This is a genomic window from Mesorhizobium sp. ESP-6-2, assembly GCF_020164675.1.
GTDB lineage: Bacteria > Pseudomonadota > Alphaproteobacteria > Rhizobiales > Rhizobiaceae > Mesorhizobium.
Map to the genome: position 1 here is coordinate 1 of NZ_JAIUGT010000014.1, position 26,518 is coordinate 26,518.

At 62.5% G+C, this 26,518-nt stretch carries 27 protein-coding genes and 1 pseudogene; 12 read left to right on the plus strand and 16 right to left on the minus strand.

From position 1 onward, the window contains the following. The first annotated feature begins 1 nt into the window (after window position 1). Entirely contained in the window at window positions 2–172 is a 171-nt protein-coding gene (locus tag LB532_RS30450; protein WP_224557530.1) for a TIM44-like domain-containing protein, read from the plus strand. A gap of 828 nt (window positions 173–1,000) precedes the next feature. Here LB532_RS30450 and LB532_RS28240 read toward each other — a convergent pair. From LB532_RS28240 to LB532_RS28280, 10 genes are all read right to left on the minus strand, one after another. Next, window positions 1,001–2,536 carry an FAD-dependent oxidoreductase gene (locus LB532_RS28240; RefSeq protein WP_140643289.1) on the minus strand — a complete coding sequence of 512 codons (1,536 nt, stop codon included), beginning with the start codon at window positions 2,534–2,536 and terminating at the stop codon, window positions 1,001–1,003. A gap of 788 nt (window positions 2,537–3,324) precedes the next feature. Continuing rightward, window positions 3,325–3,639, minus strand: a complete 315-nt coding sequence (locus LB532_RS30455; RefSeq protein ID WP_348641710.1) for a hypothetical protein — start codon at window positions 3,637–3,639, stop codon at window positions 3,325–3,327. Window positions 3,640–3,656: 17 nt separating this feature from the next. Then, window positions 3,657–3,761: an IS66 family insertion sequence element accessory protein TnpB gene (tnpB, locus tag LB532_RS30460; protein WP_348641711.1), complete on the minus strand. Its 105-nt coding sequence runs from the start codon at window positions 3,759–3,761 to the stop codon at window positions 3,657–3,659. A 220-nt stretch (window positions 3,762–3,981) separates the two neighbouring features. Next, a complete protein-coding gene (locus LB532_RS28250) occupies window positions 3,982–4,719 on the minus strand; it encodes an ATP-binding cassette domain-containing protein (RefSeq protein ID WP_140643089.1) in 738 nt (245 codons plus the stop codon). Beyond that, window positions 4,712–5,935 (minus strand): hypothetical protein, encoded by a 1,224-nt coding sequence (locus LB532_RS28255; RefSeq protein ID WP_224557518.1) that lies wholly within the window; start codon window positions 5,933–5,935, stop codon window positions 4,712–4,714. The genes LB532_RS28250 and LB532_RS28255 overlap by 8 nt, the downstream gene beginning before the upstream one ends. Continuing rightward, window positions 5,932–6,336, minus strand: a complete 405-nt coding sequence (locus tag LB532_RS28260; protein ID WP_140643091.1) for a periplasmic heavy metal sensor — start codon at window positions 6,334–6,336, stop codon at window positions 5,932–5,934. Before LB532_RS28260 ends, LB532_RS28255 begins: the two co-directional genes overlap by 4 nt. After that, window positions 6,333–6,764: a hypothetical protein gene (locus LB532_RS28265; protein WP_140643093.1), complete on the minus strand. Its 432-nt coding sequence runs from the start codon at window positions 6,762–6,764 to the stop codon at window positions 6,333–6,335. The genes LB532_RS28260 and LB532_RS28265 overlap by 4 nt, the downstream gene beginning before the upstream one ends. After that, window positions 6,761–7,390: an RNA polymerase sigma factor gene (locus LB532_RS28270; RefSeq protein WP_224557521.1), complete on the minus strand. Its 630-nt coding sequence runs from the start codon at window positions 7,388–7,390 to the stop codon at window positions 6,761–6,763. Before LB532_RS28270 ends, LB532_RS28265 begins: the two co-directional genes overlap by 4 nt. A gap of 58 nt (window positions 7,391–7,448) precedes the next feature. Further along, window positions 7,449–7,832: a hypothetical protein gene (locus LB532_RS28275; RefSeq protein ID WP_140643095.1), complete on the minus strand. Its 384-nt coding sequence runs from the start codon at window positions 7,830–7,832 to the stop codon at window positions 7,449–7,451. A 29-nt stretch (window positions 7,833–7,861) separates the two neighbouring features. After that, window positions 7,862–8,296 carry an EF-hand domain-containing protein gene (locus LB532_RS28280; RefSeq protein WP_140643097.1) on the minus strand — a complete coding sequence of 145 codons (435 nt, stop codon included), beginning with the start codon at window positions 8,294–8,296 and terminating at the stop codon, window positions 7,862–7,864. Window positions 8,297–8,530: 234 nt separating this feature from the next. Between LB532_RS28280 and LB532_RS28285 the strand changes: the two genes are divergently transcribed. Both LB532_RS28285 and LB532_RS28290 read left to right on the plus strand, forming a co-directional pair. Continuing rightward, window positions 8,531–8,953: an EF-hand domain-containing protein gene (locus LB532_RS28285; RefSeq protein ID WP_140643099.1), complete on the plus strand. Its 423-nt coding sequence runs from the start codon at window positions 8,531–8,533 to the stop codon at window positions 8,951–8,953. A gap of 26 nt (window positions 8,954–8,979) precedes the next feature. Next, window positions 8,980–9,402 (plus strand): BA14K family protein, encoded by a 423-nt coding sequence (locus LB532_RS28290; RefSeq protein ID WP_140643100.1) that lies wholly within the window; start codon window positions 8,980–8,982, stop codon window positions 9,400–9,402. Window positions 9,403–9,978: 576 nt separating this feature from the next. On the opposite strand, the gene LB532_RS28295 is transcribed toward LB532_RS28290, so the two are convergent. Genes LB532_RS28295 through LB532_RS28315 form a run of 5 tightly spaced genes read right to left on the minus strand, consistent with a single transcriptional unit; the run spans window position 9,979 to window position 15,051 of the window. Further along, window positions 9,979–11,043 carry an ABC transporter ATP-binding protein gene (locus tag LB532_RS28295; RefSeq protein ID WP_140643102.1) on the minus strand — a complete coding sequence of 355 codons (1,065 nt, stop codon included), beginning with the start codon at window positions 11,041–11,043 and terminating at the stop codon, window positions 9,979–9,981. A gap of 12 nt (window positions 11,044–11,055) precedes the next feature. Then, a complete protein-coding gene (locus LB532_RS28300; protein WP_140643104.1) occupies window positions 11,056–11,988 on the minus strand; it encodes a 3-keto-5-aminohexanoate cleavage protein in 933 nt (310 codons plus the stop codon). A gap of 30 nt (window positions 11,989–12,018) precedes the next feature. Further along, window positions 12,019–12,858 carry a carbohydrate ABC transporter permease gene (locus tag LB532_RS28305; protein WP_224557531.1) on the minus strand — a complete coding sequence of 280 codons (840 nt, stop codon included), beginning with the start codon at window positions 12,856–12,858 and terminating at the stop codon, window positions 12,019–12,021. A 5-nt stretch (window positions 12,859–12,863) separates the two neighbouring features. Continuing rightward, window positions 12,864–13,799, minus strand: coding sequence for a carbohydrate ABC transporter permease (locus LB532_RS28310; protein WP_140643108.1), 936 nt, complete (start codon window positions 13,797–13,799; stop codon window positions 12,864–12,866). A 1-nt stretch (window position 13,800) separates the two neighbouring features. Further along, the gene (locus tag LB532_RS28315; protein WP_140643110.1) at window positions 13,801–15,051 is read right to left on the minus strand and encodes an extracellular solute-binding protein; all 1,251 of its coding nucleotides are present in this window, start codon (window positions 15,049–15,051) and stop codon (window positions 13,801–13,803) included. A gap of 152 nt (window positions 15,052–15,203) precedes the next feature. On the opposite strand from LB532_RS28315, the gene LB532_RS28320 reads away from it, so the two are divergent. The 3 genes from LB532_RS28320 to LB532_RS28330 all read left to right on the plus strand — a co-directional run bounded on the left by LB532_RS28320 (window position 15,204) and on the right by LB532_RS28330 (window position 18,495). Continuing rightward, window positions 15,204–16,127, plus strand: coding sequence for a BadF/BadG/BcrA/BcrD ATPase family protein (locus tag LB532_RS28320; protein WP_224557523.1), 924 nt, complete (start codon window positions 15,204–15,206; stop codon window positions 16,125–16,127). After that, the gene (locus tag LB532_RS28325) at window positions 16,128–17,150 is read left to right on the plus strand and encodes an SIS domain-containing protein (RefSeq protein ID WP_140643112.1); all 1,023 of its coding nucleotides are present in this window, start codon (window positions 16,128–16,130) and stop codon (window positions 17,148–17,150) included. A gap of 139 nt (window positions 17,151–17,289) precedes the next feature. Beyond that, window positions 17,290–18,495, plus strand: a complete 1,206-nt coding sequence (locus LB532_RS28330; RefSeq protein ID WP_140643114.1) for an ROK family transcriptional regulator — start codon at window positions 17,290–17,292, stop codon at window positions 18,493–18,495. A gap of 53 nt (window positions 18,496–18,548) precedes the next feature. On the opposite strand, the pseudogene LB532_RS30290 reads toward LB532_RS28330, so the two are convergent. Continuing rightward, window positions 18,549–18,842, minus strand: a pseudogene (locus LB532_RS30290) (NAD(P)H-dependent oxidoreductase); the annotation flags it as partial. A 523-nt stretch (window positions 18,843–19,365) separates the two neighbouring features. Between LB532_RS30290 and LB532_RS28340 the strand changes: the two are divergent. The 6 genes from LB532_RS28340 to leuD all read left to right on the plus strand — a co-directional run bounded on the left by LB532_RS28340 (window position 19,366) and on the right by leuD (window position 26,466). Then, complete coding sequence (locus LB532_RS28340) at window positions 19,366–20,580, plus strand: ABC transporter substrate-binding protein (protein WP_181169521.1); 1,215 nt, start codon at window positions 19,366–19,368, stop codon at window positions 20,578–20,580. 78 nt (window positions 20,581–20,658) lie between these two features. Further along, window positions 20,659–22,554: an ABC transporter permease gene (locus LB532_RS28345; protein ID WP_140643119.1), complete on the plus strand. Its 1,896-nt coding sequence runs from the start codon at window positions 20,659–20,661 to the stop codon at window positions 22,552–22,554. Beyond that, complete coding sequence (locus LB532_RS28350; RefSeq protein ID WP_140643121.1) at window positions 22,547–23,344, plus strand: ABC transporter ATP-binding protein; 798 nt, start codon at window positions 22,547–22,549, stop codon at window positions 23,342–23,344. Before LB532_RS28345 ends, LB532_RS28350 begins: the two co-directional genes overlap by 8 nt. A gap of 2 nt (window positions 23,345–23,346) precedes the next feature. Then, window positions 23,347–24,039 (plus strand): ABC transporter ATP-binding protein, encoded by a 693-nt coding sequence (locus LB532_RS28355; RefSeq protein ID WP_140643123.1) that lies wholly within the window; start codon window positions 23,347–23,349, stop codon window positions 24,037–24,039. 386 nt (window positions 24,040–24,425) lie between these two features. Beyond that, window positions 24,426–25,832, plus strand: a complete 1,407-nt coding sequence (leuC, locus tag LB532_RS28360; protein WP_140643125.1) for a 3-isopropylmalate dehydratase large subunit — start codon at window positions 24,426–24,428, stop codon at window positions 25,830–25,832. Between the two features lie 7 nt (window positions 25,833–25,839). Then, complete coding sequence (gene leuD, locus LB532_RS28365; protein WP_140643127.1) at window positions 25,840–26,466, plus strand: 3-isopropylmalate dehydratase small subunit; 627 nt, start codon at window positions 25,840–25,842, stop codon at window positions 26,464–26,466. Window positions 26,467–26,518 lie beyond the last annotated feature (52 nt).

A 26,518-nucleotide genomic window follows, 5' to 3' on the forward strand; every position in this document is an offset into this window, starting at 1 on the left:
GATTGCCGTTCGCTTCGTTTCCGGCGTGGTCAGTGTTACACGCTCGGCCAACGATGCGATCGTCGCCGGCGATCCCCAGCAGATCGTTGAGGTGATCGATACGTGGACGTTCTCCTGCGACACCCCGTCAACAAAGCGCAATTGGATGTTGATCGCCACGGAAGGCGAGTAACGAGTGAATGAATGCTCATCCGATGCCTGCCTGACAGCCTTGTCACTATAGATGGGCGGTCAACCCGGAGCGCTCGAGCCGCGCGGAATTTTCAGCTTTTGACAATGTGCATCCACGACTTGTGTATCACGATCAAATCGGCATGACCGGTCAGTGATCATTCTCAAGCCGCGAGCGGGTAGCACCACCAAAGATCCACTCCCTGAACCTGCTGTGGCCGTAGGCGCCGGATATGGTCAGATCCGCATGCATCGCATCGGCCACATCAGCGGACGCTGTGACGATGCCGGCTTGGCCAAGAGGAAAACGTCCACAGACACCCTGCCGCGCAACGCGGCTTCACAACGCGACAACCCCCAAAGCCGGAGGTCTACCTGCACAGTTTCAAAAAAGTCGATGATGGACGAAGTTATTGTGAGAAGTACGCCGGCCGGCGTGATCGTGAATGTCCTCCCTACTCGAACATGATCCGAGCGGTGCCTCTTTTGGCAATCAACAGTCTCCGAGCCTCCTGGATCCGCTCAGCCTGTTGTTTGGAATAGGGACCCATTGGCCGAGTCTTTTCATCGCCGCGACGGACCCTGCAGTACCAGCGGCCCCTGTCCGAAAAAATTTCGACCGAGGTCGGCGCCTCATCGGACGCTTCCCTGGCCACACCTGTAGCGAACTTGACGATCTTTGAATGATGCTGAACCGCGTCCAATCCGCTGGTGGTGCTCGGTTCCTGTTGCATTGTGGACATTGGTCGAACTCCTTTCAGTCACAGCGACGCACCGCTGCGCCATACGGGTTGCGCTCTCTATGGATCGCGGTGCCCAAGAGCGCTTGCTAACTTGCCATTTGGCGCTCCATTTCCATCTCCGCCCCTAGACTTTCGATGTCACGGAAGATCGAAGCGACAGCCAGCGTGCGCCCTTCGCGCTTGAAGCGCAGCAGGCAGTCCCTGGCACCGATGTCTCCATCGACAGCAATCTCGTCCCATTGCCCGGCATGGCCGACATAGTTGATGGGAACGTCATAGTGCTGGCTCCAGAAGAACGGCACGGCCGCGAATTTCTCGCGATGCCCGAGCATGTTCAGGGCCGCGGTTTGCCCCTGCCTCTCTGCAACCACCCAATGCTCGACCCGAATGTTCTCGCCAGTGTGATGATCCGGCCACCGCGCAATGTCGCCGGCCGCGAATATGTCCGGTGCGCTCGTCTCCAGAAAGGCATTCACGACGATGCCGCGGTCAAGAGTGAGGCCCGCCTTTTCGGCAAGCCCGGTCCGCGGCCGCACGCCGATGCCGACGACGACGAAATCCGCCGCCAACGTATCGCCGCTGCTAAGTTTCACCTTCCTGCCATCGATGCTGGTCGGCGTGTTCTCAAGATGGAAGACGACGCCCTTCTCCTCATGGAGTGCGCGGATGAAGTCACCCATTTGGGGACCGAGGACCCGTTCCATGGGTCGTTTATCCGGCGCCACGACATGAACTTCGATATTGCGCGCGCGCAGCGCTGCGGCAACTTCCAAGCCAATGAAACTGGCGCCAAGCACGATGGCGCGGCGCGCAGTCGTGGCTCGCTCGATGATCGCCTTGCAATCTGCAAACGAGCGCAGCGTGTGAACGTGTGGCTGATCCGCGCCGGGGGTGGAGAGGCGCACTGGTTCGGCCCCCGTGGCAAGTAGCATCCTATCGTAAGGAATCCTGGTTCCATCAGCCAGAATGACCTCCCGAAAACGCAGGTCGATATCGACGACCTTCATATTAAGACGCAGGTCGATACTGTTTTTTGAATAGAATTTCTCGCCGCGCAGCGGGATCCAATCCTCCGGGGCCTTCCCTGCGAGGTAGTCCTTGGAGAGATTCGGCCGGTCGACGGGCGGCGCATGGTCGTCGCTGATCATGACGATGCTGCCCTGGTACTGCTCTCGCCGCAGCATTTCGGCCGCCGCGAAACCGGCCGCGCCGCCGCCGACGATGACGATTCTCTCGGGGGCCCGGCCAGCGCTTGCGCCGCGCGGCTTCGGCGCGGTCCGTTTGAGTTTCTCGCCCACGAATATCCGCCCATCGCGCTGTTTCACCGCCCAGCAAGCGAGTGGATTGAAGGCAGGCGCTCGCAAGGCTTCGCCTGTGCGCAAATCGAAGCAAGCATGATGCCACGGGCACCGAATGGTATCCGCCACCACAAGACCGTCACCGAGCGGTCCGCTATAATGTGTGCATGTCGCGCCGATGGCGAATATCTCGGCCCCGCGGCGCACCAGCAACACCTGCTCGTCGCCACAATGGCCGACAAGCTTTCCGCCATCGGGAAGGTCGGACAGCGCGATCCCCTGGACCAGATCCGGTCCGTTTAATTTAGTATCAGCTTCAGCCATATTCGCCTCCTTGGCGATCCGGGTCAAAACCACTCGTGCGGCGAAGCGGCACACTGCTTCAGGATACCTTCTGCCTGGCTAGTGCGCCTTCAGATTCTCAGCATTATCTGCGCCAACATTCCGACTGCGTCACGCACTGGTCTGAGTGGCTTCAGACCGCAGTCTCCCGCTCTGGCGCTCATCATGCAAACGAATTTAATCGGTATTTGAGTGCAGTTTTCATGATGGCTTCCCTCCGCGATTCCACTGCGCACAAGCCTAAGCGCTGTTGGAACAATCAACCCCGCAGGCCCTTGTTTGACGGTTTTTTGCGAGCCGGTCGGCCACCCCGTCGAGACAGAATGAGACGCCCTGCCCCCGCGTCCGGCCACGATCATCTTCTCCGCCATTGATAGCCGTGCTTCCTGCGAGCGCACCTCGAACTTCGGCCAGACCGAAGCACCAAAAAAACGCGCTCAAAGGGTTGCCCATTACGGATGCGGACGCATATTGGGACGCGGGTATGGAGTGCGGTTCGCTGGGCACGAGCCACAAACACGTGATTAAGGTGACGGAACATTGCGAGACTCCGAACTGCCCCAAATCGAACTTCGCTACAGCAGCCGCAGCGACTCCGAGGCTTTTGACTAGAGCATTCGGAGGACGTAGAGAATGCGCAGTCGAGACTGGATCCGGCAACAGCGGCTTGCTGACGCCCAACGACTCAGGGAACAGATCGCCCAGCTCGAAACGGACCTAGTTGCCGAAAGAGGCGCCTCGAAGCGAAGAAGGCTCATCGAGACCGGCTTTCACATCCATTCCTGCAAGTCGCGACTTGAACGGCTGGAGCGCTGCATCGCTGCCCTGCAATCGACCCAATCAGCATTGGGAAGACCGCCTGCAATCGGCCCGTCGTCCGCCCGCGAAAAAGTAGCGTGGGCGGTCCGGGGGCAGCACGATCCTGCAGCCGAGCTTGGATGCCAGGCTTTTTGCGGCATTCGCAAGTCGCTGCCCTGCAAATAGCCGAGTTGTGCGGGCGTCATCACCACAGTGCCGTCGGCGGCCGAGGGCCAGATGAAGCGGCCGAGCTCAAGCTTCTTCGTGAACAGGCAATCACCCGTCATGCCAGATCACCTTTTGATCAAGCACCCTGCCGCCCGCGGAAAGAGAACAAGTGGCCGCTGTGCGGATGCCACTTCAAGGTCTCATGCACCATCAATGCGAGGCCGGGGAAGCCCTGGCGCATGTCCGTATGTATAACCAGTGGTCAGCGACACCTTCGCATCGCGCGGGACCGGGATCATCGTCGCTCCAGCACATCCAGGACTCTGCCGAGCGCCTCACTGTCCGATGTCACTCTCGACCCGCAGGCGGCGGGCGCCGCCAAGCTCGATCGTCACCATGCTGCCCAGGCGGCTTTGGTTCAGAAACATTCACAGTGGGGCGGAGCGGTTCGGTCTGCGACATCAGGCGTCGGCCCGCGTACGCAGCGCCTGCATGACGCTTTCCTCAAAGGCCCCAGGCACCCTGCCCCCTTCGACCAGCTGGGTCGCGTCCCAGCTACGGCTCAGGCTTCCGTCGGCCATCAGAACGGCGCGGTTGCAGAGCGTCGGGACGGCCTCCACCACATGGGTCGAGACGATGGCGGCATGCCGCCCGCTCGCGCAGAGCGCGGTGATCACACGTTTCACCTCCCAGGCGGCGCATGGATCGAGGCCGTTCAGCGTCTCGTCGAAGATCAGAAGTGGCGGCCTGCCGAGAAGGGCGGCGAGAATCGCGAACTTGGCTCGCGTGCCAAGCGAGTATTCGGCGATCGGTAGGTCGATGCAGCGTCTGAGATCCAGCCGCTCCAGAAGGTCGCCGCAGGGCAGGTCGTCCGGCGCGCAGCCGCGGATCGAAGCGACGAGATCCATATATTGGCGCCCTGAAAGCGGCGCCGGCAATTCATGCGGCTCGATAGCAAGGCCGAAGCCAGCTTTGGCGCGCTCCGGCGCGCCGGCAAGCCCGATACCATCGATCGCCACCCTACCGCCGAGCAACGGGATCTGGCCAGTGATCGCCCTGATAAGCGTCGATTTGCCGGAGCCATTGGCGCCAAGCAGGCCGATTATGTCGCCCCGGCGGAGCGAAAGATCGATGCCGCGAACGATCATGCGCCCGCGATAGCCGGCGCTGAGCTCATTGACGGCGAGGACTTCATCCATTGCGATACCTCTGTCGGGTTCGGTGCCACAGGAAGAACACCAGCGCGGCCAGGCCGATCAGCACGGTGCGGCCATATTCTAGCGTCTCGTAGCTGCTATAGGTGAGCGCGCCGGCGAAACTCAGCATGGCGACGAAGGGCGCGTTTAGGAAATAGGCCCCGAACACCGCATAGGCGCCATTCAGCACCAGCAGCCAGAGGCCGCTTGCGACCGGCACCGGCCAAGCCGACGGCTCGGCCGCAAGCGCCGCGCCGGCCGGCAACAGGAAGAAGGCGAGCGACAATTGCAGCGGCAATCGCATCAGCCGCAACCAGACGCGGGTAAAGCCGATGGGCGCCGTGCGTAGCACCGGCGACCCGAGCGGCTGGCAATGCAGGCTAAGCATGAAGACAAGAATGCCGCCGGCCAGGCCCGCGGCCGCCGCTGGCTTGGCCGTGCCGCCGGCCAGGCTTGCCGATGCGCCGACGATGGCCGCGAGCGCAGGCAGCAGGCCGGCGGTCACCAGCTTCCAAGACGGCCGTATATTGCCGCCCGGCAGCTTCCAGGCCCAACTTGACAGCCAGCGCGGACGGGCCTGGTCGAGGCCGCGCAGCCAGGGCCTTCCAATCGGCGCCGTCTCGCTTCCCGCCTCTTCGAGGAGAAGACGTGGCCGTCGCAGGCGCCAAAGCGCTGCCGCGCCGAAGCTGATGGAAAACAGGATCGCAGCGCCCAGGCCCCAGGCAAGCGCCAACTGCTTTCCAATGACGATGCAGGCGCTTCCAATCAAAACGGCAACCAGAACGCCAAGCGGCGCCGCAAGCGCGAACATTGCCTCGCCCGCTATGCGGCGGCGCTGCCCGGGGGCAAACGGCAGCGCTTTGAGGAAGGGCGCGAAGGCGCGTTGAAGGCAGAGCTCAGACACCGCGTTGCCGGCGAGCATCCCGAGCACCGCCAAGGCAAGTGGCAGGCCGAGAGTCCACAGAAGCTCGTCGTGGCGGAGTTTTGGCGCGGCCGCGCGCAGCGCGATCACGATATCGGCGACCGCATAGGCCAGCAGCCCACCGCCGCCAAACCCAATCCAGAGAAGATCGTGGCGCCGCATCGCGCGCAGGCCGGCGACCAGCTCTCGCCAGAGCAATATCAGGACAAGCCCGTCGTTCCGCATTGGACCGTCATCATGTTTTTCGATGTTGAAATAGGTCACCGCAATTGTGCCGCGAGTGCGGCGACGGCTCATCCGCCGCCGGCCGGCTTTGCATTGACGTTCTTCATGGCGGCAAGCAGATAATCCTGCACCGTTGCCTGAAGATTGGTCGTGGCGGCGCGCACCGCGGCCATCGCCTGCCTGACCGCCGCCTCGTCGAAGGGTTGCGCCTTTTCGATCGCCGTCAGGTCGGCGCGCGCCGCGCGCAGCTGCCGCAGCGCTTCGAACGTGCGCGCACGGTTGTCGCGCATGACCGTGCGGAATGTCTTGCGCACCTCTGGCGAGTAGGCGCCAGCGACCTCCGCGAGCAACCCGCGCGCAACGGCCGCCTGGCGCAGGCCATGCGCGGCATAGCCAATCAAGAAGAAGTTGAGGGCAAGCGACAGCGCGAGCACAACCAGCACGGTCGCCCATATCCAACAGCGCCTGGTCATAGCGGATTCCCCTCGCCCGGATCGGCCGCGATCGCCGAGCCTCCATCATCTGCAAGCCCGGCGCCCGCGGCGAGCGCCAGAAGTTCGGAATCCTGCGGCTGGTCCTGAAGGCGCGCCACCTGGTAGCCGGCGAGCGTCGCGGCGACGAGGACGGCTGCGGTGCAAGCGGCGAGGCCCGCCGGCGTAACAAGGAAGCGCGGCAGCCGGAACGGCCGCGCCGCGCCGCGCTGGATCCGTGCCATCACCTCGCGCGCCAGGGCGCGATCGTCTCCATCGACCAGCGCTGCCTGCCGCACCAGCCTGTGGAGCGCGCCGGCATCGCCGTCAAGCGCCATGAACGCCAGGGCAGGCCCTCTCAAGGGCGCTGGCCAGGCGTCGATATCGTCGCCGAAACGGCGCCGGTTCTTCTCGAATTCCTCGCGTGTCATGAGGACTTCCTTTCGCGACCCGGGGCCGCATCTGCCAAAAGATCCCTGAGCGTACGGCGCCCTCGCACGAGCAACTGCTCGACCGAACCCGTGCTGGTGCCCATCACGTCGGCTATGCCGCCGATGTCAATCTCGGCGACGGTCCTTAGAAGCAGCGCCATCCGCTGACGCTCCGGCAGGCGGCACAGGCCATCGCGCACGATCGCCAGTTCCTGCCTGGCCGCCGTCACGGTCTCGGCATTTGCTTCCGGCGCCGCGGGCTCCTCGCCGATGTCCTCCAGGCCGAAGAAATTGCGCAACGCACGGCGCCGGCGCTGGTCGATGCAGCGGTTGGCCGCGATCCGGTAGAGCCACGTCGAGGCACGTCCCCTGCCGGGGTCGAATCGAGGGGCCTGCTTCCAGACGGTCACGAACACCTCCTGCACCACGTCCTCGGCGTCGGCGGCGTAGCCGAGATAACGCGTGGCGAAAGACCGCAGCCCACGGCCGTGGCGTGCCATGAACTCGGCCAAAGCCGCCTGGTTGCCCGCGGCGATGTGGGCCAAAAGCTCGTCGTCGCCGCAGGATGCTTCACCCGGCACGGCGGCCGGCACCGGTTGACGAAGCATCGACGGCGAGGACGACATCCGCGACGGTCCGGTTCGGCAGAAAAGCGAATTCCGACGTCAAGTCCCTCACCAGATGTCAGCGGCGCCAGCGGCGAAAGCCGTGAACCGTGTTGCCGTTCGGGCCTGTGAAGCTGCCGACCGAGCGGCCGCGAAACGGCCCGGCCGCGGAATAGCGTTGGCCCGAAACGGTCTTGCCGTTCGGCCCCGTGGCAGAATAGCTCCTGGAGCAGCGGTCAACAACGCCGGCCTTGCAGCTGGAACCGGACGTGTAAGTGCCGCCGTTCGGTCCGGTTCGCGTCGTCGAGCCGGTATAGATGTTGCCGTCCCGGCTGACGCTGCGGCTCAACTCGCCGCCCTGAGCGGTCTTGCGTGTCCAGTCCTCCGCCGAGGCAGGGGAAGCGGCCGACCAGACCACCGTTGCGCAGAGGCTTAGCAGTGCGAATTTGGCTTTGGAAATCATGTCATTTTTCCTTTCAGATCGCGCATCGGTCAGTTGGCGTGAGCGGAGACGACGTTGCGAATGGTTGCAATCTCGTCGGCCGAGAGCCTGCCGTCGCCGTTGCGGTCGGCGAGATCGAAGAGCGGCGTGCTCGCCTGAAACTCGTTCCCGGTGACCTCGCCATCGCCATTCCTGTCCAAGCGCCGCAAACGATTGCCGAGGCGGGCCTCGGCCGCCTCGGCGCGATCCTCGATGGCTTGCCTGGCGATTTCGATCTCCTTCTCGTCGATGACGCCGTCGCCGTTGCGGTCGAGCCTTTTGAAGATGCGTTCGCGGGCGGCGAGTATTTCGGCCTTCGAGATCGCACCGTCGCCGTTGATGTCGAGGCGCTGGAGGATGCGTTGGCCGGGCATGTCCTTGGCCGTGGCGGCGCAGATCGGCGTGAGGCCTAGAAACAGGCCCGCAAGGATCGCTGAGCGTTTCATGGATGGTTCCTTTCGATTGTGACGTCGCGAGGGAGCGACTATCGGCCAATACGCAGCCCGGTCCGTGCTCCTACGCCGTCGGCCGGATTTTTTTCGTTGGCCGCCACAGCGTCAGTCCCGCGCATCGAGCTCCCGAAAAAATTCGGGGCCGGCGCGTAGGAGCCGTCGAACTCCCGCGTAAGAGATGCTGCAGGGACGGTCCGCGGCGGGCTGTCGACTACAATGGAGACCCAGATGACCAAGATCTTGACCGCCCTTGCGGGGCTGCTTCTGTGCGGCTGCAGCGCATTCGCAGCCGAACAAGGGGCCAGGGAGGCGTTCCGGCGCATCGACACCAATGGCGACCGGAAGCTCGAGTTCAGCGAAATCCAGGCCGCGCGAGCGCGGATGTTCGACCGGCTAGATGCCAACCACAATGGCGTGCTCGATCCTGGCGAGGTGCAGGCGGCAATGGAAAAGGTCAAGTCGAGACGCGACGTCCAGGCCGCACGGTTCACCGGCCTGCAGGTCGAAGCAAGCCGCATGGACCGCAACGGCGACGGCAAAATCTCGCGCGACGAATTCACGGCCGCCATCCCCGACCGGCTGCTGCAGGCGGACACCGACGGCGACAAAGCATTGTCGATCACCGAGTTGCGGGCGTTGCGGCGCCAGTGACCACACCAGACCAGAGGAGACAATCGATGAAGAGAATGATCCCTGCTTTGTGCGGCGTGATGCTCAGCACTGCGACCCTTGCCTCGCCGGCCGATGCCATGCCGCTTGCCACGCCGGCGGCCCCGGTGGCCGTGACCAGCCAGGCGACGCCGGTCTGGTACCGGCAGGGCTTCTACGTCGTCGGCGGCGCCTACTACTACAATGGCCATCGAGGCTACTGGCGGGCGCGGCCCGGCTACCGTTACTACAATGGCTACTGGTTCCCGGCCGCCGCCTTCGCGGCCGGCGTGGCGGCCGCCACGGTTGCGCCACCTCCGCCCCCCGCGGCGCGCCTGGCGGCCGCCCATGTGCGTTGGTGCTATGACCGCTACCGCTCCTACCGCGCCTGGGACAACAGCTACCAGCCCTATGGCGGTCCTCGGCAGCAATGCCGGTCGCCCTATAATTGAAACCCGGCGCCCGCCCCTCATCGGCGCCGGAAGGAGGCTCGCCGATGCACAACCGGTCCATGCCAGCCAGTGCGGTCATACCCGTGCTTTCCTACCCCGACGTCGAAGCGGCCAGCCGTTGGCTTTGCGAGGCCTTCGGATTCGAATTGCGGTTGACGATCGCCAATCACCGCGCCCAACTCGGCTTCGGCGAAGGGGCTGTCGTCGTCATCGGTAGGGGCGGACGCTTGCCGCCGGACGGCGAAGCGATCTCAGCAATGGTGCGCGTCGCCGACGTCGACGCGCATTGTCGAGCCTTGCCATCGGCCTGGGCGGGTGGCTTGAGAGCGGGGCGCTCACGCCGATCCTGGCGGACTGGTCGACGAGCAGTTTCCGCTTTGCGCCTATCATCCGTCACGCCACATGCCGCCGGCAAAAGTGCGGGCTTTTCCGGGTTTTGTTCTACGGATCGCGGCGAAGAGATGACCACGCCCTTCTCAGTCGCGTCGACCATCCGGACCATCTCAGCGCACTGGAAAAAGTGCGGTGGCAGGTCAATTTCATCGGATGGCGTCCAATCAAAGCCGGCGCGCGCGGCTATGTCTGTTGGACCGTGGACGGGATACGCCCACCCTGGGCATTGAACAGATGGAGTTGGGTCAGGTCCGGCGCCAGGAAAACAAGCTGACCTGGCGCTACACGAATCCGTTCGCGCAGCAGTGCGCTTAGCGTGTTGTCGCCGGCCTTGGCCATGACAAGGGTTTCCGCACCTGTCGGTTCGACCACTTCGACCACGGCCGGCACACCGCTGTCGGCTAGCCTGAGATGTTCGGGCCGGATGCCCCAGGCGAGAGCACTTTCCGTCTTTCCCGATAGCGGTAAAGGAAAGACCGTGCCGTCGCTGGCGGTAAACCCATCGGCTGTGGTGCTGCCTTGCAGGATGTTCATCGACGGCGAGCCGATGAACTGTGCAACGAACAGATTGGCCGGCTGGTCGTAGAGGTCGAGCGGGGCGCCGACCTGTTCGACGACACCGCCATTCATGACAACGATCTTATCGGCCATGGTCATGGCCTCGACCTGGTCGTGGGTGACGTAGACGATGGTGGTTCCCAGGCGCTGGTGCAGCGCCTTGACCTCGGACCGCATCTGCACCCGTAGCTTGGCGTCGAGGTTGGAGAGGGGCTCGTCGAACAGGAAGACTTTCGGGTCGCGCACGATGGCGCGCCCCATGGCGACGCGCTGGCGCTGGCCGCCGGAAAGCTGGCGCGGATAGCGCTCCAGCAAATCTTGCAGTCCAAGGATCGTTGCGGCGCGCACGATCTTGGCGTCGATCTCGCCCTTGTCGGTCTTCTTCAGCGTCAGCGCGAAAGCCATGTTCTCGCGGACCGTCATATGCGGGTAGAGCGCATAGTTCTGGAATACCATGGCGATATCGCGGGATTTTGGGGCGACGTCGTTGATGACCTTGCCGTCGAGCGCGATCTCGCCGGTGCTGATGTCTTCGAGGCCGGCGATCATCCTTAGCAGGGTCGACTTGCCGCAACCGGACGGACCGACCAGGATGACGAATTCACCCGACGCGATATCCACTGACACGCCGTGGATGACCCGCGCCTTGCCATAGGCCTTCTCGACACCCAATATGGTGACCGCGCTCATTGGTGTTTTCCCCTAGAAAGAAACCGTGTCGCCGCCCTTGAGCTGCAAGATCTGCCGCGCCTCGTCAGGGGTGGCCACCGAGGCGCCGAACCCCTCGATGATCTGGCGCACCTTCTTCACCTGCTCGGCGTTGGATTTTGCCAGCTGGCCCTTGCCGATCCAGAGCGAGTCCTCCAGCCCGACGCGCACATTGCCGCCCAGCGCGATGGCCTGGGTGGCGATCGGCAACTGGCTGCGCCCGGCGCCCAGCACGGACCAATGATAGTCATTGCCGAACAAGCGGTCGGCGGTGCGCTTCATATGCGCGATGTCCTCCGGATGGGTGCCGATGCCGCCCAGGATGCCAAACACGCTCTGGACGAAGAACGGCGCCTTGACCAGGCCGCGTTCGACGAAATGGGCAAGCGTATAGAGATGGCCGATGTCGTAACACTCGATCTCGAAACGCGTGCCGTTTTCCGCACAGGTGCGCAGGATATGCTCGATGTCACCAAAGGTGTTGCGAAAGATACGGTCGCGGGAGCCTTCGAGATAGGGGCGCTCCCAATCATGCTCGAAGGTCTTGAAGCGCTCAAGCATCGGATAGAGCCCGAAATTCATCGAGCCCATGTTCAGCGAGGCGACTTCCGGCGCGAAGGTGGCTGCCGGCTTGACCCGCTCCTCGACGGTCATCGTCGCAGCTCCGCCGGTGGTGATGTTGATGACGCAGTTGGAGCGCTGCTTGATCACTTTCAGGAAGGGTGCAAAGGCTTCGGTCGACTGGTCGGGCCGGCCGTTGACGGGATTACGCGCATGCAGGTGGACGATGGCTGCACCAGCCTCCGCCGCCCCGATCGCGGCGTCGGCGATCTCTTGCGCGCTCACCGGCAGATACGGCGACATCGATGGCGTATGGATCGAGCCGGTGACCGCGCAGGTGATGATGATCTTGTTCTGGTTCGCCACTTGAAAATATCCTCGTCCTTTGATCGCGCCTTATTTCACCGCACCTTGCGTGATGCCTGAGATGAACTGCTTCGACAGCACGATATAGAGCAAGGTGATCGGCAGGGCCGCCAGCGTCAGCCCGGTGAACAGCACGCCCCAATCGGTGGTGAATTCGCCGACGAAGACCGTGAGGCCCTGCGGCAGCGTCTTGAGATTGTCCGACGTGATCAGCACCAGCGGAAAGAAGAAATCGTTCCAGATCGGCACCGCATTCTGGATTGCGACGATGACCAGCGCCGGGCGCGCCAGCGGCAGCATGATCGAGCGCATGATGCGAAATTCGCTGGCACCGTCCATGCGCGCCGACTCCTCCAGTTCGCGCGGCAAGGTTCTGAGAAAGCCGGTCATGATGAACACCGCGGAGGGAATACCCATGGCAACATAGACCAGCACCAGGCCGGCATAGCTGTCGACCAGGCCAAGCGAATCCAGCTGGATGAACAATGGAATGATCGCCAGTTTCAGCGGCACGGTCATGCCGCTGAGGAAGAACATCAGCGCCAGTGCGCTCAACCTGAATTGATAGCGGGCGATGGCATAGGCGGCCATGGTGCTGAACAGAAGGATCAGTGCTACCGCGGCCATGGTGATGCCGAGGGAATTGGCGAGGTAGCGGACGAAATTGGTTTCGCTCCACACACGCTCGGCATTGGCCAGCGAAAAGTGCGCCGGCAGGGCGAAGGGCGAGCTGAAGATCTCGGCATTGGTCTTGAAGGACGACATCACCATAACGAACAGCGGATAGATCATGATGACAGCGTTGATCGCCAGCATCAGCTGGATGCCGCCGTTCTTCAACAACTCGCCGGGTTCCCGGGTGCCGACCATTGCGCTCACAGTTCGATCTCGCGACGGCGCAGATAGCGAAGCGCGATTGCGGTGACGCCGGCAACGATGATGAACATCATCACCGCCAGCGCGCTGCCCTGGCCGAAATCCTGGATGCCTGTTGTCGTCGAGCCAAAGGCCGTGCGGTAGAAATAGAGGCCGAGGACATCCGTCGCGCCGCCGGGCGAACCGGTGAGGCCGGCCATCACATAGGGGATTTCGAACCAGTTGAAGCTGCCGATGAAGGTCAGGATGGTGACGATGGTGACGCTCGGCGCAATGAGCGGCCAAATGATGCGCGTCATCAGCACATAATCGCCTGCGCCGTCGAGGCGGGCGGCCTCGATCACCTCCCTGCCCACGCGCTGCATGCCGGCGAGCAACACCAGCGTCGGGAAGCCGAGCCAGTGCCAGACATTGGCGAACAGGATGCTGCCCAGCGCGGTGTTTTCATTACCGAGCCACGGGATGGCGCCGATGCCGACAAGCGCCAGTGTCTGGTTGACCAGACCAAACAGCGGATGCAGGAACAGTTTCCACAGGAAGCCGACGATGACGGCCGACAGCACGACAGGCAGAAAGACGATGACCTGGTGGATGCGGTGGCCGGGCAACGCCTTCAGCAATGCGTAGGCAAGCAGGAAGGCGGTGCCGTTCTCGAACACCATCAGGGCCACGAAGGCGATGATGTTGTGTTTCAGCGCATTGTAGGTCCAGCCGCTATAAGGCTGTTCGAACAGCACCTTGCGGAAGTTTTCGAAGCCGATGAATCCGGTCGGCTGCAGGCCGTTGAACTCATAAAAGGCAAGGCGGAAGGCTGAGAGCAGCGGCCACAGCACGAAGAGTACCATGACCACCAGGGCCGGTGTCAGCAGGGACGCGATCCAGAGTGACCGGCGCCAGGGAAAGGCTTTTGTGGTGTGGCGCCGGCCGCTGTTCATTTCACTTGCCCTGGAAAGGTTTGTACCATTTGGCAAGGCCGTCGGTCAGGTCGGCGGCCAGTTGGTCCGGGGTGATCGAACCCGACATCATCTTGGTGATGTCGCCCTGCAGCAGCTCCGATCCCGTCGGCTTCTCGAAACGGAAGTAGACGACATTGATATGCGGCATGGCGGTCTCGTTCAACTTGGCGACGTGGGCCAGCAGCTCGTCCTTGATGACCACGCCCTTGATCGGCGAGATGTTGCCGAGCAATGCCGAGAACTTGTCGCCGAACTCCTTGGTGCCCATCCAGGTGACCAGCTTGAGCGCGGCCTCCTTGTTGGCCGACTTGGCGTTGACGGCATAACCCCCGTCGAAGAATTTGGTCACCTCAGGCACGTCGCCGGCCTTGGCCATCGGCGGGGCGACGAAGTCCATGTTGATGGCCGGGTTCTGGGTCCGGTAGCTGGCGATGTCGAAGCTGCCGCCGGCCAGCATCGCCGCTTTACCGCTGATGAACAGCTGGCCAGCGGTGTCGTAATCGATGCCTTCGAATCCAGGAGGCATGTAGTCGCGCAATTCGAGCAGCTTGCCGAGTGCCGCGACGTAGCGTGGGTCCTTGAAAGTAGTCTTGCCCGACGTCAGGTCTGTGACAAAGTCCTGGCCGAGGAACGGGTTGGTGAAGATGGCGACGAACATCTCGTTGAACCAGCTTGTGCCCATGCCGTTGGCCAGGGGATAGATGCCCTTGTCCTTCAGCGCCTTGCTGACGGTTATGAACTCGTCCCATGTGGTCGGCGGGGTCAGCCCAGCCTTGGCAAAGACGTCCTTGTTGATGAACAGGCCAAGCGTCTGCGAAGCGAAGGGCAGGGAATAGACCTTCTTGTCGGCGCGGTAGGTGCCGGCCACCAGCGCATCGGCGGGCTGGTTGGCGAGTGAAGGAACTGTGGTCAGATCCTGCGGCTCGAAATAGCCTGCTTTCACGAACTGCTCGAGCCAGCCGTAGGCGTGGGTATGGATGACGTCGCCGCCCTTGCCGGCGGCCAGCGCCGTCGAGACGATGGTCGGATAGTTCTCATCCGGGAACGACTCGAACTTCACATGGATGTCCGGGTTCTCCTTGGTGAAATCGGCGAAAAGTTCGTTGTAGGCGGCCTTGTCTTCCTGGCGCCAGGTCCAGAACGAGATGTCGGTTGCATGCGCCACGCCGGCTGCCAATCCCCATGCGAAAGAAGCGGCCGCGAGGCCCAGACCAATCCTTCTCCTGCTCATGTTTGCAATCTCCCAATCGCGCTTGATGCGCTTTTTACGACGATTATCAAATCATAGTTCTTGCCGTCTGCAAAGATAGTTTGTAAAGTTTCCTAACTAATACGAAATCGGACGCGGCAGCCCGCTTCGTCCGGCATGCGCGGTGGATATCGGTGGCTGAGAAAATCATTGCAGGCGTGGATATAGGCGGCACCAAGACGCGCATCATGGCGTGCCTGGGTGAGCGCACGATCGCCGACGAGGTGCTGGTGACGGAGAGTTGGCGTATTCGCCAGATGGAGACCGATGCCACGAGGCTCGCCGACATCGTTGCCGGGTTGTGTGGTGGCGTCTCGCCCGCCGCGCTGGCGGTCGGCGCGCATGGCTGCGATACGGGTGAACAATGCCTGCGCTTCGAGGCGCTGCTGGCGAGCAGGACCGGCGGCGCGGTGCAGGTGGTCAACGATGCCGAACTGATGGTGCCCGCCGCCGGCCATGCCGACGGCATCGGCGTCGTCGCCGGCACAGGTTCCATCGCGGTGGCGCGCACGGCCCAAGGCAAGATGCTGGCGGCGGGCGGCTGGGGCTGGATCCTCGGCGATGAGGGCAGTGCGCCGGCCTTGGTACGCGAAGCCGCCAAGGCGATCCGCCACAGCCTCGACAGGGGCGAGGATGGTGACCCGCTGATTGCCGCACTGATGCGCGAACTCAATACCGACGACCAGACCAAGCTCGGCATCCTGCTCAACGAAACGCGCGGTGCCGCGGTCTGGGGGCGCTATGCCAATGCCGTGTTCGGCGCGGCCATCGCAGGATCGGCTCTGGCCATCCGCGTTATCAGGGAAGGTGGGGCAGGACTTGCCGCGCTGGTCGAACTGTTGATCGAACGCGGCGCCGATCCTGCCCTGGTCGTGGCCGGCGGCGGTGTCATCTCGGAGCAGCCGATGTTGATGACGGCATTCGTCGAGGCCATGGCGAAAGTGTCGCCGTCGAGCCAGATTTTGCTGCTGCGCGAGCCGCCGGTGCTCGGCGGCGTCGCCCTGGCCCGGCGGCTGCTCGTCGACCAAGGGCTATCCTCACACATTGGAGCTGTTTGAATGATGAAGCGTATTGGCTATCGCCAGGCGGTGGCGCGCCAGACGGAAAGCCTCGAGATCGGCAGGCGCTCAGTCGCCGCGGCTCTCGAAGGCCTCGACCTCCAAGCCTTTGCCGGCAAGACGATCGGGCTTGCCGGCATTGGCGCCAGCTACCAGGCGGCGCTGGCCGGCGCGCTTTATCTGCGCGCCTCCGGCATAAGGGCCTTCGCATATACGCCGACAGATCTCTATGGCTGCACGGATGTGGCCGCCGATGCCTTTATCGCGTTGTCGGCCTCCGGGCAGAGCCGTGAAATTTTCGATGTCATGCACGAGGCATCCGCGTCGCCACGCCTGGCAGTCTGCCGTGGCAGCGACAATCCGCTGGCTGATTTGATCGGTGCCGTTCTTGCCACGGATTCGGGCGACGACAATGGCGCCAGCTCGACCGGCTATACCGGAACCTTGCTTGGGCTTGGCATGTTGATCGACCGGCTTGCCGGCAACAGCTTCGACTGGTCGCGTTTGCCCGGCGCGGTCACCACCCTCCTCTCCGGTGCGGAACACGTTGCCGGCCAGGCGGCACGGCTGCTGCAGGGCAGAACGTCGATCGATATCGTCGGCGCCAACGTCGGCTTCGCCAATGCCGGCGAGGCGGCGATGCTGATCCGCGAGGCGGTCCGCGTGCCGGCATCCGGATGGGATACGCTTAACTATCTGCATGGACCGATGGAATCGCAGGATGCGGCGACGGGATTGATCGCCATCGGCGATGGCCGTGAGGTGAAGATCGCGCAGGATGTCGCCGGCTTCGGCTGCTCATCGGTGCTGATCACGCGGCGTATGGATGTCGTTTCGACCGGCAGGCTGGTGGTGATTTCCATCCCGGCCCTTGGCAATAACATCGCCGATGCCATTCTGGAGATCATCGCCATCCAGCTTGTCGTCGGCGACATGCAGGACGCTGCCGGCCTGACCGACATCGTTTTCCGTTACCGGCAGACCGATACCAAGCTGAAGCCATGGTCGCCGACGGAAGTCTGACATCCTTTGCGGACATCGGGGAAATTGCCAAACCGGTCGTCAATGGGGCATTGAGGACGGGATGCGACTTTGAGTCGTGGCGGCGTATTGGCTGCACCGACCCAAGACAGGATTCCAGGGCAAAGGTCGAACGGCTGAGATGGCGGCTGCGGAAATCCCCAATCTGACCGACAGCGCCCGAGCCGTGCTGCGCGTGCTCGCCGCGCATGGGCCGGTCACGCGGCCGAAGCTCGGCGCCATGCTCGACCTGTCGAAGCCGACCATGTCGGCCGCCGTGTCGGAACTGAGCGCGCTCGGCCTCGTTGCCTCGCGCGGTCTGGAACGCGGCGCCATTGGCCGCACGGCGACGATCTACGGCATCGGCCCGGGTGCGGGCTACGCGATCGGCGTCGATGTCGGCGCCGCCCAGGTGCGGGCGATTGCCTATTCGATGGACACACAGAAGCTGGCGTCGGCAGAAGAACCGATTCCAGAAGCCAAGGCCGGCGATGCCGACGAGGTCGGCGCCATCGTCCTGTCGGTGGCGCATGCCACAATGGCCAAGGTCGGCAAGAGTTTTCGCGCGCTGCGCGCCATTGCCGTGGCGGTGCCACGCATTGTCTCCAACGATCGTTTCGACCGCCCCGGTGGGCCGGCGGCCGTGCTTGGCCTGCTGCGCCGTAGCATCGAGGTGCCGATCATCCTGGAGAACAACGTTAATTGCGCGGCCATCGGCGAAATGCATTTTGGCGCCGCGCAAGGCCACCAGACCTTCGCCTTCCTGCAGGTTGGCGTGCGGGTCGGGCTCGGCTTCATCACCGAGGGACGCTTATTTCGCGGCGCCGGGGGTGCGGCCGGCGAAATTGGCCGCATGCCGTTTCCGTGGTCAGCCAACGAAACGCCCTATCGTGAGGGGCTCGAAAATTATCTCGGCTCGCGGGCGCTGATCGAGCGCTGCCGTGTCGACTGGCCCACAGGGGACGGTCCGCCGCCGGACTCGGCGAAGGGTCTGTTCGCGCGCGCGCTTGAAGGTTCACAGCCGGCTATGATGGCCGTCGAGCGTCATGCCGCCGATATCGGCAGGCTGGCGGCCGGCTGCATCGGCATGCTTGACCCCGGCTTGATCGTGCTTGGCGGCGGCGTCGGCAGAAACCCGCTGATGACGGAAAGCGTTAGAAACGTGGCAGCGGAACTTGCATGGCCCACACGGATCGCCGTCAGTTCGCTTGAAGATGGCGGCACGGCGCTGGGGGCGGTGAAACTGGCCGTCGACTACAGCCTCGGACTGATGCTACGCGAAGGCCGGCATCCGGCTGTCGTGCTGCCGCCGTTGTCCGGGTTGCAGGCGGACGCAAGGGATACTTGATGAAAAAAGGCAGGCGCGGAGCGCCTGCCTTTCGAGATCGGATGGTCGGTGGTTTACGCAGCCGCAGCAACCTGCTGGCTGGCCACCACTGCGTCGACCTTGGCGGTCGCTTGGCGAATGCTTCGGTGACCGCCTCAGGTTCCTGGGCGACGCCTTCGAGGTGGATGACGAGGCCTTGTGGCCGTCGTCGCCAACGCAAAACTTTTGCCGGAACGGGCGAAGTGATCGACCCAGAACTTCAGCGTCGAGGAGATGTTGAAGTTGATGAAGCCGGTGGCCAGGATCACTGTTTCGGCGGCAAACAACTCGTCCAGCACGGCGTTGGAAACGCCCATCGCTTCAGCCCGGCCCAGGATGCGGGGCATCGGCCGGCGTTTAGATGCCGGTCGCGGCGTTTACAAGCGCTATCGCTACGGAACCCACTCCTTCTTCGCTCCCTTCACGCTTGGTGGCGTAGCCTCCTCTCGAGTCATGTCCAGGAGCTTATCCGTCACTTTCTGCTCCACGTCCTAGCGAGTGGATTCCAATGATCCGTCACGCGGCCTGCCGCCGGGTCGGCCCGCAAAACTACATACGGCCACGGCCCGCCTGCCAGTGTGGCTAGGCCATCGGAGGGTCGCCGCGAGCAGCGAAACGCGGCAACGCTCAGCGCACGTGCAAATTATTTGGAGGTTCTACCGCTGATGTTGCAGAACTTGTCACGGCGATGCGATGGGCACCGTACGGTGCATCTCCAAACGCGATGACGTGCTGCCCATATGCGACTTCTCCCGTTGCTTCCGTTGCCGCTAGAAACTGGATGACAATAAGATGAGGTCACTGGAGTGGCTCACGGCTGGGGATGCCCATTTCCAAGGAGGAGGAGTTGAAATGCAGATAAAATCATTGGCCGCCGCTGGTCTTCTGGTGGCTGCCGCTGCCGCCGGTGTTGTCCCGGCGTCCGCCCAGATGAAGAGCAAGCAGTTTAATATTCTGATGTTGACCGATCTTTCGTCGGTCTATTCGGAGACATCTGGTCCCGGTGACGTCGAATTTGCGAAGATGGCTGTCGACGACTTCGGCGGAAAGGTCAATGGCGTGCCGATCAACGTCATCGTCGTTGACAACAAGCTTGATCCGGCACTCTCGGTTAACAAGGCGCGCGAAATTATAGACTCGCAGGGTGTGAATCTCATAACCGACGTGTCGAGTTCCGCTGCCGCCATCGCCATAGCCAAGCTGGCCAACGAAAGGCACATTCTGACGACCTTTGTCAGCCCGGGCACCACGGCGCTAACCAATGAAGCCTGCGGCAAATACACTTGGCACTACGGGTACGATACCTCGGCCATGTCGGCGCCGGTCAAGCAAATGACCAAGGACGGCACAAAAAAGTGGTATTTTATCACGGCCGACTTTGCCTTCGGAAAGTCGCTGCTGGATTCATTCTCCAAGGCCGTCAAGGAGAATGGTGGTGAGATCGTCGGCGTGGACATGGTGCCGTTTCCGAACGATGATTTCTCGAGCTATCTTCTCAAGGCGCAGGCGGCCGGCGCCGAGGCTATCGGCATACTCGAGTCTGGGCAGGATCTGCGCAACGCGGTGAAGCAGGCTCGGGAATTCGGCTTGATGGATGCCGGCATTAAGATCGTTCCAGGGCAGTTGAACCTGTCCGATGTCAAGGCTCTCGGGCCCGACACCTGGGCCGGCGTGAACGCCGCTCTGATCTGGTATTGGGATCTAGACGACGAAGCCCGAAAATTCGCGAAACGTTTCCACGATAAGCTGAACTTCTATCCTGGTGACATACACGCGGGCAACTATTCCGCCGTTTATCAAGTACTGAAGACCGTCCAGGACATCGGCACGGATGATCCCGACAAGGTGACGGAGGCCCTCGAAGGCCGGCGTTTCAGCGACATGTTCACGAAGGACGCGCTCATGCGCAAACGCGACCACCTTGTGGTGAAGCGTACCTTCATCGGCCAGGTCAAGCCCGCGTCGGAGGTCAAGAAGGACAGCGACTTCTTCAACATCGTCGGATCGGTTCCAGGCGGCGAAGCATATTACCCGGAAGCAGAAAGCACCTGCAAGCACGATTGGTAACGGAAGAACATGTGGTCCGCCGTCGGCTTACCACCGAAGGCGGGGCGCATTCATCCGTAACGCAACCGAGGCCGGCTAATGTCCTATTATGCGATTTTGCTCTTCAACGGACTTGTGACGGGAGGCGTCCTGGCGTTGATGAGCCTGGGAATGAGCATCATCTTCGGCATGATGCGCGTGGTCAATTTCATGCATGGCGCCATGTTCATGCTGGGCGCAATCATCGCGGTGATTCTGGGGTCGCATCTCGGTGTTTCGCTTTGGCTGGGCTTTCTTATCTCGGCTGTTCTGGTCGGATTGTTCGGCGTGCTTATGGAGCGCCTGCTCATCCGCCGTCTTTATGGCCTGGATCTCGCTTACATCCTGATCCTGACCTTTGGTCTCTCGCTCATCATCGAGGACGTCGTTCGGATATTCTACGGCGTAACGTCGGCACCGTACCTTGTGCCGGACCTACTCAAGGGCGCCGTGAGCCTCGGCTTCGCCTCGTATCCGAAGTACCGTCTCTTCGTCGTCGTGGTGTCGATCGTTCTGTGCGTGGGCACGTATTTCGCGCTTGAACGGACGCGCCTGGGCGCGCTGATCAGGGCGGCGTCGGAGCGGCCCAATCTCCTCAAATGCTTCGGCGGCAACGTGCCCCTTCTTGTTTCCGGCACGTTCTTCTTCGCCTCCGCCCTGGCAGGACTGGCGGGAGCGCTTTCCGCCCCGATGCGCAACGTGTCGCCGTTCATGGGACAGGAGATGATCAATTTCGTCTTCGCCGTGGTCGTCGCGGGCGGAATGGGCTCGATCGCCGGATCGGCGATCATGGGCTTTGCGTCGGGCCTAGTCTCGGCCATCGCGGCGATCTTCTACGCGCCGGCGGCCTCCGCGGTCATATACATCCTCATGCTCGGCGTGCTTCTGGTGCGTCCCGGCGGGATTTTCCAAGGCATCGACATCTCGCATTTCGCACTGCATTACACGCCCATGACCGAGCGTGCCCGGCGTGTGTTCCTTAGTCGGCCTGCCGCTCTCATCGCCTTGGCGGCGGCCCTTGTGCTTCCCTGGCTGGTCTATCCGGTCCTTGCGACCGACATCGTTCTTTGGGGACTGTTTGCGCTCGGCTTCGATCTGCTGTTCGCGTTCGGCGGGCTGCTCTCGTTCGGACAGGCCGCCTATTGGGGCACCTCCGCCTATGTCACCGGGATCCTGATGGTCAAGTTCGGGGTTCCGATGGTGCTGTCGCTGCTTTGCGGTGTCGTCCTGAGTACGATCGTCAGCCTGCTTTTCGGCTTCGTCGTCGCAAGGAAGAAGGGGATCTATTTCTCCATGATCACCTTTGCGTTCGCGTCGATCGTCTATTTCGTCGTCAATCAGTTCCCCGACTACACGGGCGGCGAGGACGGGCTGCACGGACTTGTTCGCCCGACCCTGTTGGGTTTGGATCTCAAGAACGACCGGATCTTCTATTATTTTTGCCTGGCCGCCGCAGTGGTGGTGATCTACGCCATCCTCCGGCTTCTCAAGTCGCCTTTCGGCCTTGCGCTTCTCGGCGCCCGCGAGAACGAGCAGCGCATGACGAGTGTCGGCTACAGCGTCTACGGCTTGAGGGTGAAGGCGTATGTGTCTTCGGCCCTGGTGTGCTCGATCGGTGGTGGCCTCTATGCCCTCAACCATCAATTCGTCACGCTTGAGATGGTCGGATGGCGCGCCTCGGGCGAGCCTATCATGATGACGCTTCTCGGCGGTGCCGGCACCATCTTCGGCCCGTTTCTCGGCAGCAGCATCGTCTTGCTCATGCGCAACACGCTGTCGTCGATCACAGACAACGGCAGCCTGTTCCTCGGCCTTCTGTTCGTGGCCGTCGTGCTGCTGTTCCGGCGCGGGATACTGGGCGAACTCGTGCATCATTCGGTCGACCGCGCCGCTTCATCCGATATGGCGGAAAAACCGAAGCGCATCGTAGCAACCGGAGACGTGGCCGATGCCTGATCCTGGCGTTAGTAGCTCCGTGCGCGGGGTGGGGCCGACGGACATGCCCCTGCTCGAATTGCAATCTGTCACAATGAGCTTTGGTGGCTTCACAGCCATCAACGACATCAGCCTGACGTTCGAGAAGAAGCCGGTTTACGGGATCATCGGGCCGAACGGCGCCGGCAAGACGACCCTGTTCAATATCCTGAGCGGTTTCTATCGACCCAGGCGTGGCCGTCTGCTGTTCAACGGTGAAGACATGACGCCTTTTCGTTCCGAGCAGTTTGCCAGGCGCGGGATCGTGCGAAGTTTCCAGATTACCAGCATCTTTCCCAACTTGACGGTCATCGACAATGTCGTCCTGTCGGTGCAGCAGCGGGCGGATGGAGGCATAAAGGCATTCGCGAAGGCCGACTGGCACGACAATCACAGACCTGAAGCGAACGCCTTGCTGGATCAGGTCGGCATTCCGCCATCTCTGCGCGGGCGGCCGGCGAGTGATCTTCCCTACGGTCGCAAGCGGGCTCTGGAACTCGCGATATCACTGGCGGCACACCCGAAGATCCTTCTTCTCGACGAGCCGACTGCCGGAATGACGACCACGGACGTGTCCCGCACGACCGAGCTGATCGCTCAGCTGTCAGCCGAGCGCACGATCATCGTCGTGGAGCACAACCTTGGAGTTATCGCCGACGTCGCCGACGAAATCATCGTGCTGCAACAGGGCGCTCTCCTCGCTCGCGGGCGCTATGACGACGTGCGCAAAGACACCCGCGTGATCGAAGCCTACCTGGGAAAACGCCATTGAGCATGCTGGAGATAAGAAATTTCGATGCCTATTATGGCGAAAGCCATATATTGCAGGGCGTCGAACTGTCCGTCGAAGCGGGCGAGGTCGTTACGCTGGTGGGTCGCAACGGCGCCGGCAAGACCACTCTGCTGAAATCCATCATCGGCGATATACCGCGCCGAACGGGGAGCATCCATTTCGACGGTTCGGAAATTATCGACCTTTCACCCGAGCGAATCTGCAGGACGGGGATCGGCTTCGTGCCGGAGGACCGCGGCATATTCTCGACGTTGAACGTCTACGAGAACCTGACGATCGGTCGGCCACATGGAAGCATGGGATGGCCGCTCGAGCGGATCTACCGGCATTTTCCAATCCTCGAGGCCCGGCGCTCGCAAAAGGCGGCGTCGCTCTCCGGAGGAGAGAAGCAGATGTTGGCGATAGCGCGCCCTCTTTACATGGGCGCGTCGTTCCTGCTGCTTGACGAGCCGACAGAGGGCCTCGCCCCGGTGATCGTCGATGCGATCGGCGCGATCATCAAGGATGTCAAGTCGACCGGGCTGACAATTCTGCTCGTAGAGCAGAATCTTCAGTTCGCGGCCGAGGTCGCGGACAGGTACTACGTGATCGAGAACGGGAAAATCCTGAAGGAACTGACGAAGCTCCAGATGGCCGACGAGGAACAAAGCCTGCTCGATCATCTTGGCGTTTGACAGCTTCGTCGGATTTCCCATTGAAAAGCCGCGCCCGAATTGACCTTGGGACCAATCTTCCAAGGTCGCTGGGAGCCTTACCAGGGCAATGCCGGCGCTATGCGTTTCATGGGGCCGGAGAGAGCGAACCCATCCGGCCAACTTGCTGACTTACCGAGGCGATTGGGCCGGCACGATCGACTGGGCGATAACGTGATCTGCATCGTGGTTCGCGACGGACGCATGTCGAAATGAGCCTTCAAGACGTCTGAGCCGACTTCTAGATTGCTGGTGGCCTGCTACCTGCGGGGAACTCGCCGGCGACGAGCGTCTGGTGTCCAGCCGCAAGCGCCGTCCAGCGAGCGTCCGCGACGTGTGCAGCCAGGCGCCGTCGCGAAGAGGTTACCATGGCGAAGACACTGTATGAAAAAATCTGGGATGCACATGTCGTCAAGCCGCTGAGCGACAACAGGGCCATTCTGTTCGTCGACCGGCATCTGGTTCACGAAGGTGTCGCGACCTACGCGTTTTCAGGCCTACGTACGCACGGGCGCAAGGTGCATCGCCCCGACCTGACCATCGGCGTTGCCGACCACGTCGTCCCCACGACTCCCCGCGTCAATGGGATCGCCTATGAGGACGAGGACGCCCGCAAGATGGTGCAGGACATCGAGGCCTATTGCCGCGAGGCCGGCATCGACGTCTATTCGGTCGGCAACCGCAGCCAGGGCATCGTCCACGTGATCGGGCCGGAACTTGGCTTTGTGCTGCCTGGCGCGCTGCTTGTGTGCGGCGACAGCCACACCTCCACCCACGGCGCCTTCGGGGCACTCGCTTTCGGCATCGGCATCTCCGAAGTCGAGCATGTGCTGGCGACACAGACCATCGTGCAGCGCAAGTCCAAGTCGATGCGTGTCAACGTGAAGGGCGAGCTTCCCCGCGGCGCCACGGCGAAGGACCTGATCCTGTCGATCCTGCACACGATCGGCGTGTCGGGCGGCACCGGCCACGTCATAGAATACCAGGGCGAGGCGGTTCGGGCGCTGACCATGGAACAGCGCATGACGCTGTGCAACATGTCGATCGAGGGCGGTGCGCGCGCCGGCATGGTGGCACCCGACGAGAAGACCATTGCCTATCTGGAGGGGCGCAAATACGCCCCGAAGGGCGACATGTGGAAGCGGGCGGCGGAATGCTGGCGCTCGCTGAAATCCGATCCGGACGCGATCTTCGACACGGATGTCGAAATCGCCGGAGCCGACGTGATACCCTTCGTCACCTGGGGCACCAACCCCGGTCAATCGCTGCCGATCGTCGGCAAGGTCCCAGATCCATCGTCCTGCGATAGCGAGAGCGAGCGGGCCAGTACCCAGGGGGCGCTCGACTATATGGGCCTGCAGCCCAGGCAGGCGCTGACCGACATCCGCATCGACCACGTCTTCATCGGCTCATGCACCAACGGCCGCATCGAGGATTTGCGTGACGCGGCCGCCGTGGTGCGGGGGCGCAAGGTGGCCGATGGCACGAGCGCCTGGATCGTGCCCGGTTCGGGGTCGGTCAAGGAGCAGGCGGAGCAGGAGGGTCTCGACCGGATATTCATCGAGGCCGGTTTCGACTGGCGCGAGCCCGGCTGCTCGATGTGTCTGGCGATGAACGGCGAGCGGCTGAAGCCCGGCGAACGCTGCGCTTCGACGTCGAACCGCAATTTCGAAGGGCGACAGGGGCGCGGGGCGCGCACGCATCTCATGAGCCCAGCCATGGCCGCCGCCGCGGCGGTCACGGGCCACCTAACAGATGTGCGCGAACTGATCTGAGGCAAACATGGAACCGATCTCCGGGCACAGCGGCATCGCCGCGCCCTTTCCGATGTCCGACGTCAACACGGACCTGATCTATCCCCAGCAATTCCTGCGCAAGCCGGATCGCAACGCGATGGCACCGTTCCTGTTCCACAGCCTGCGTTACAGATCGGACGGCACACCGAATCCGGATTTCATACTCAACAAGGAACCCTACGACGAGGCGACGATCCTCATCGCCGGCCGCAATTTCGGCTCCGGCTCGTCGCGCGAGCACGCGCCCTGGGCATTGAAATCGTTCGGCATACGCTGCCTGATCTCTTCCATGTTCGCCGATATCTTCAAGGCGAACTGCATCAACAACGGCATTGTTCCCGCGACCATCAGCGAAGAGGCGTTGGCAGAATGCCTGCGCGCGGCCGCCAACCCGCAGGAAGCGCACTTCACCGTAGACCTGGAAAGGCGCGAGCTCAGGAATCGACGGCTCGGCAGAGTGCCGTTCGAGATTTCAGATTCCGACCGCGATCGGCTGCTCAAGGGCAACGATTTTATCGACGATACGCTGGCGGAACTTCCGGCGATCGAAAATCATGAGAAGGCCTCGGCGGAAGCGGTGCCATGGCTCAATCTCGGCTCTCCAGTCAAATAATCCCAAGAGCCGATCGGCGTTGCCGGCCGCGTCCCATATCCAAAAGCTGAAC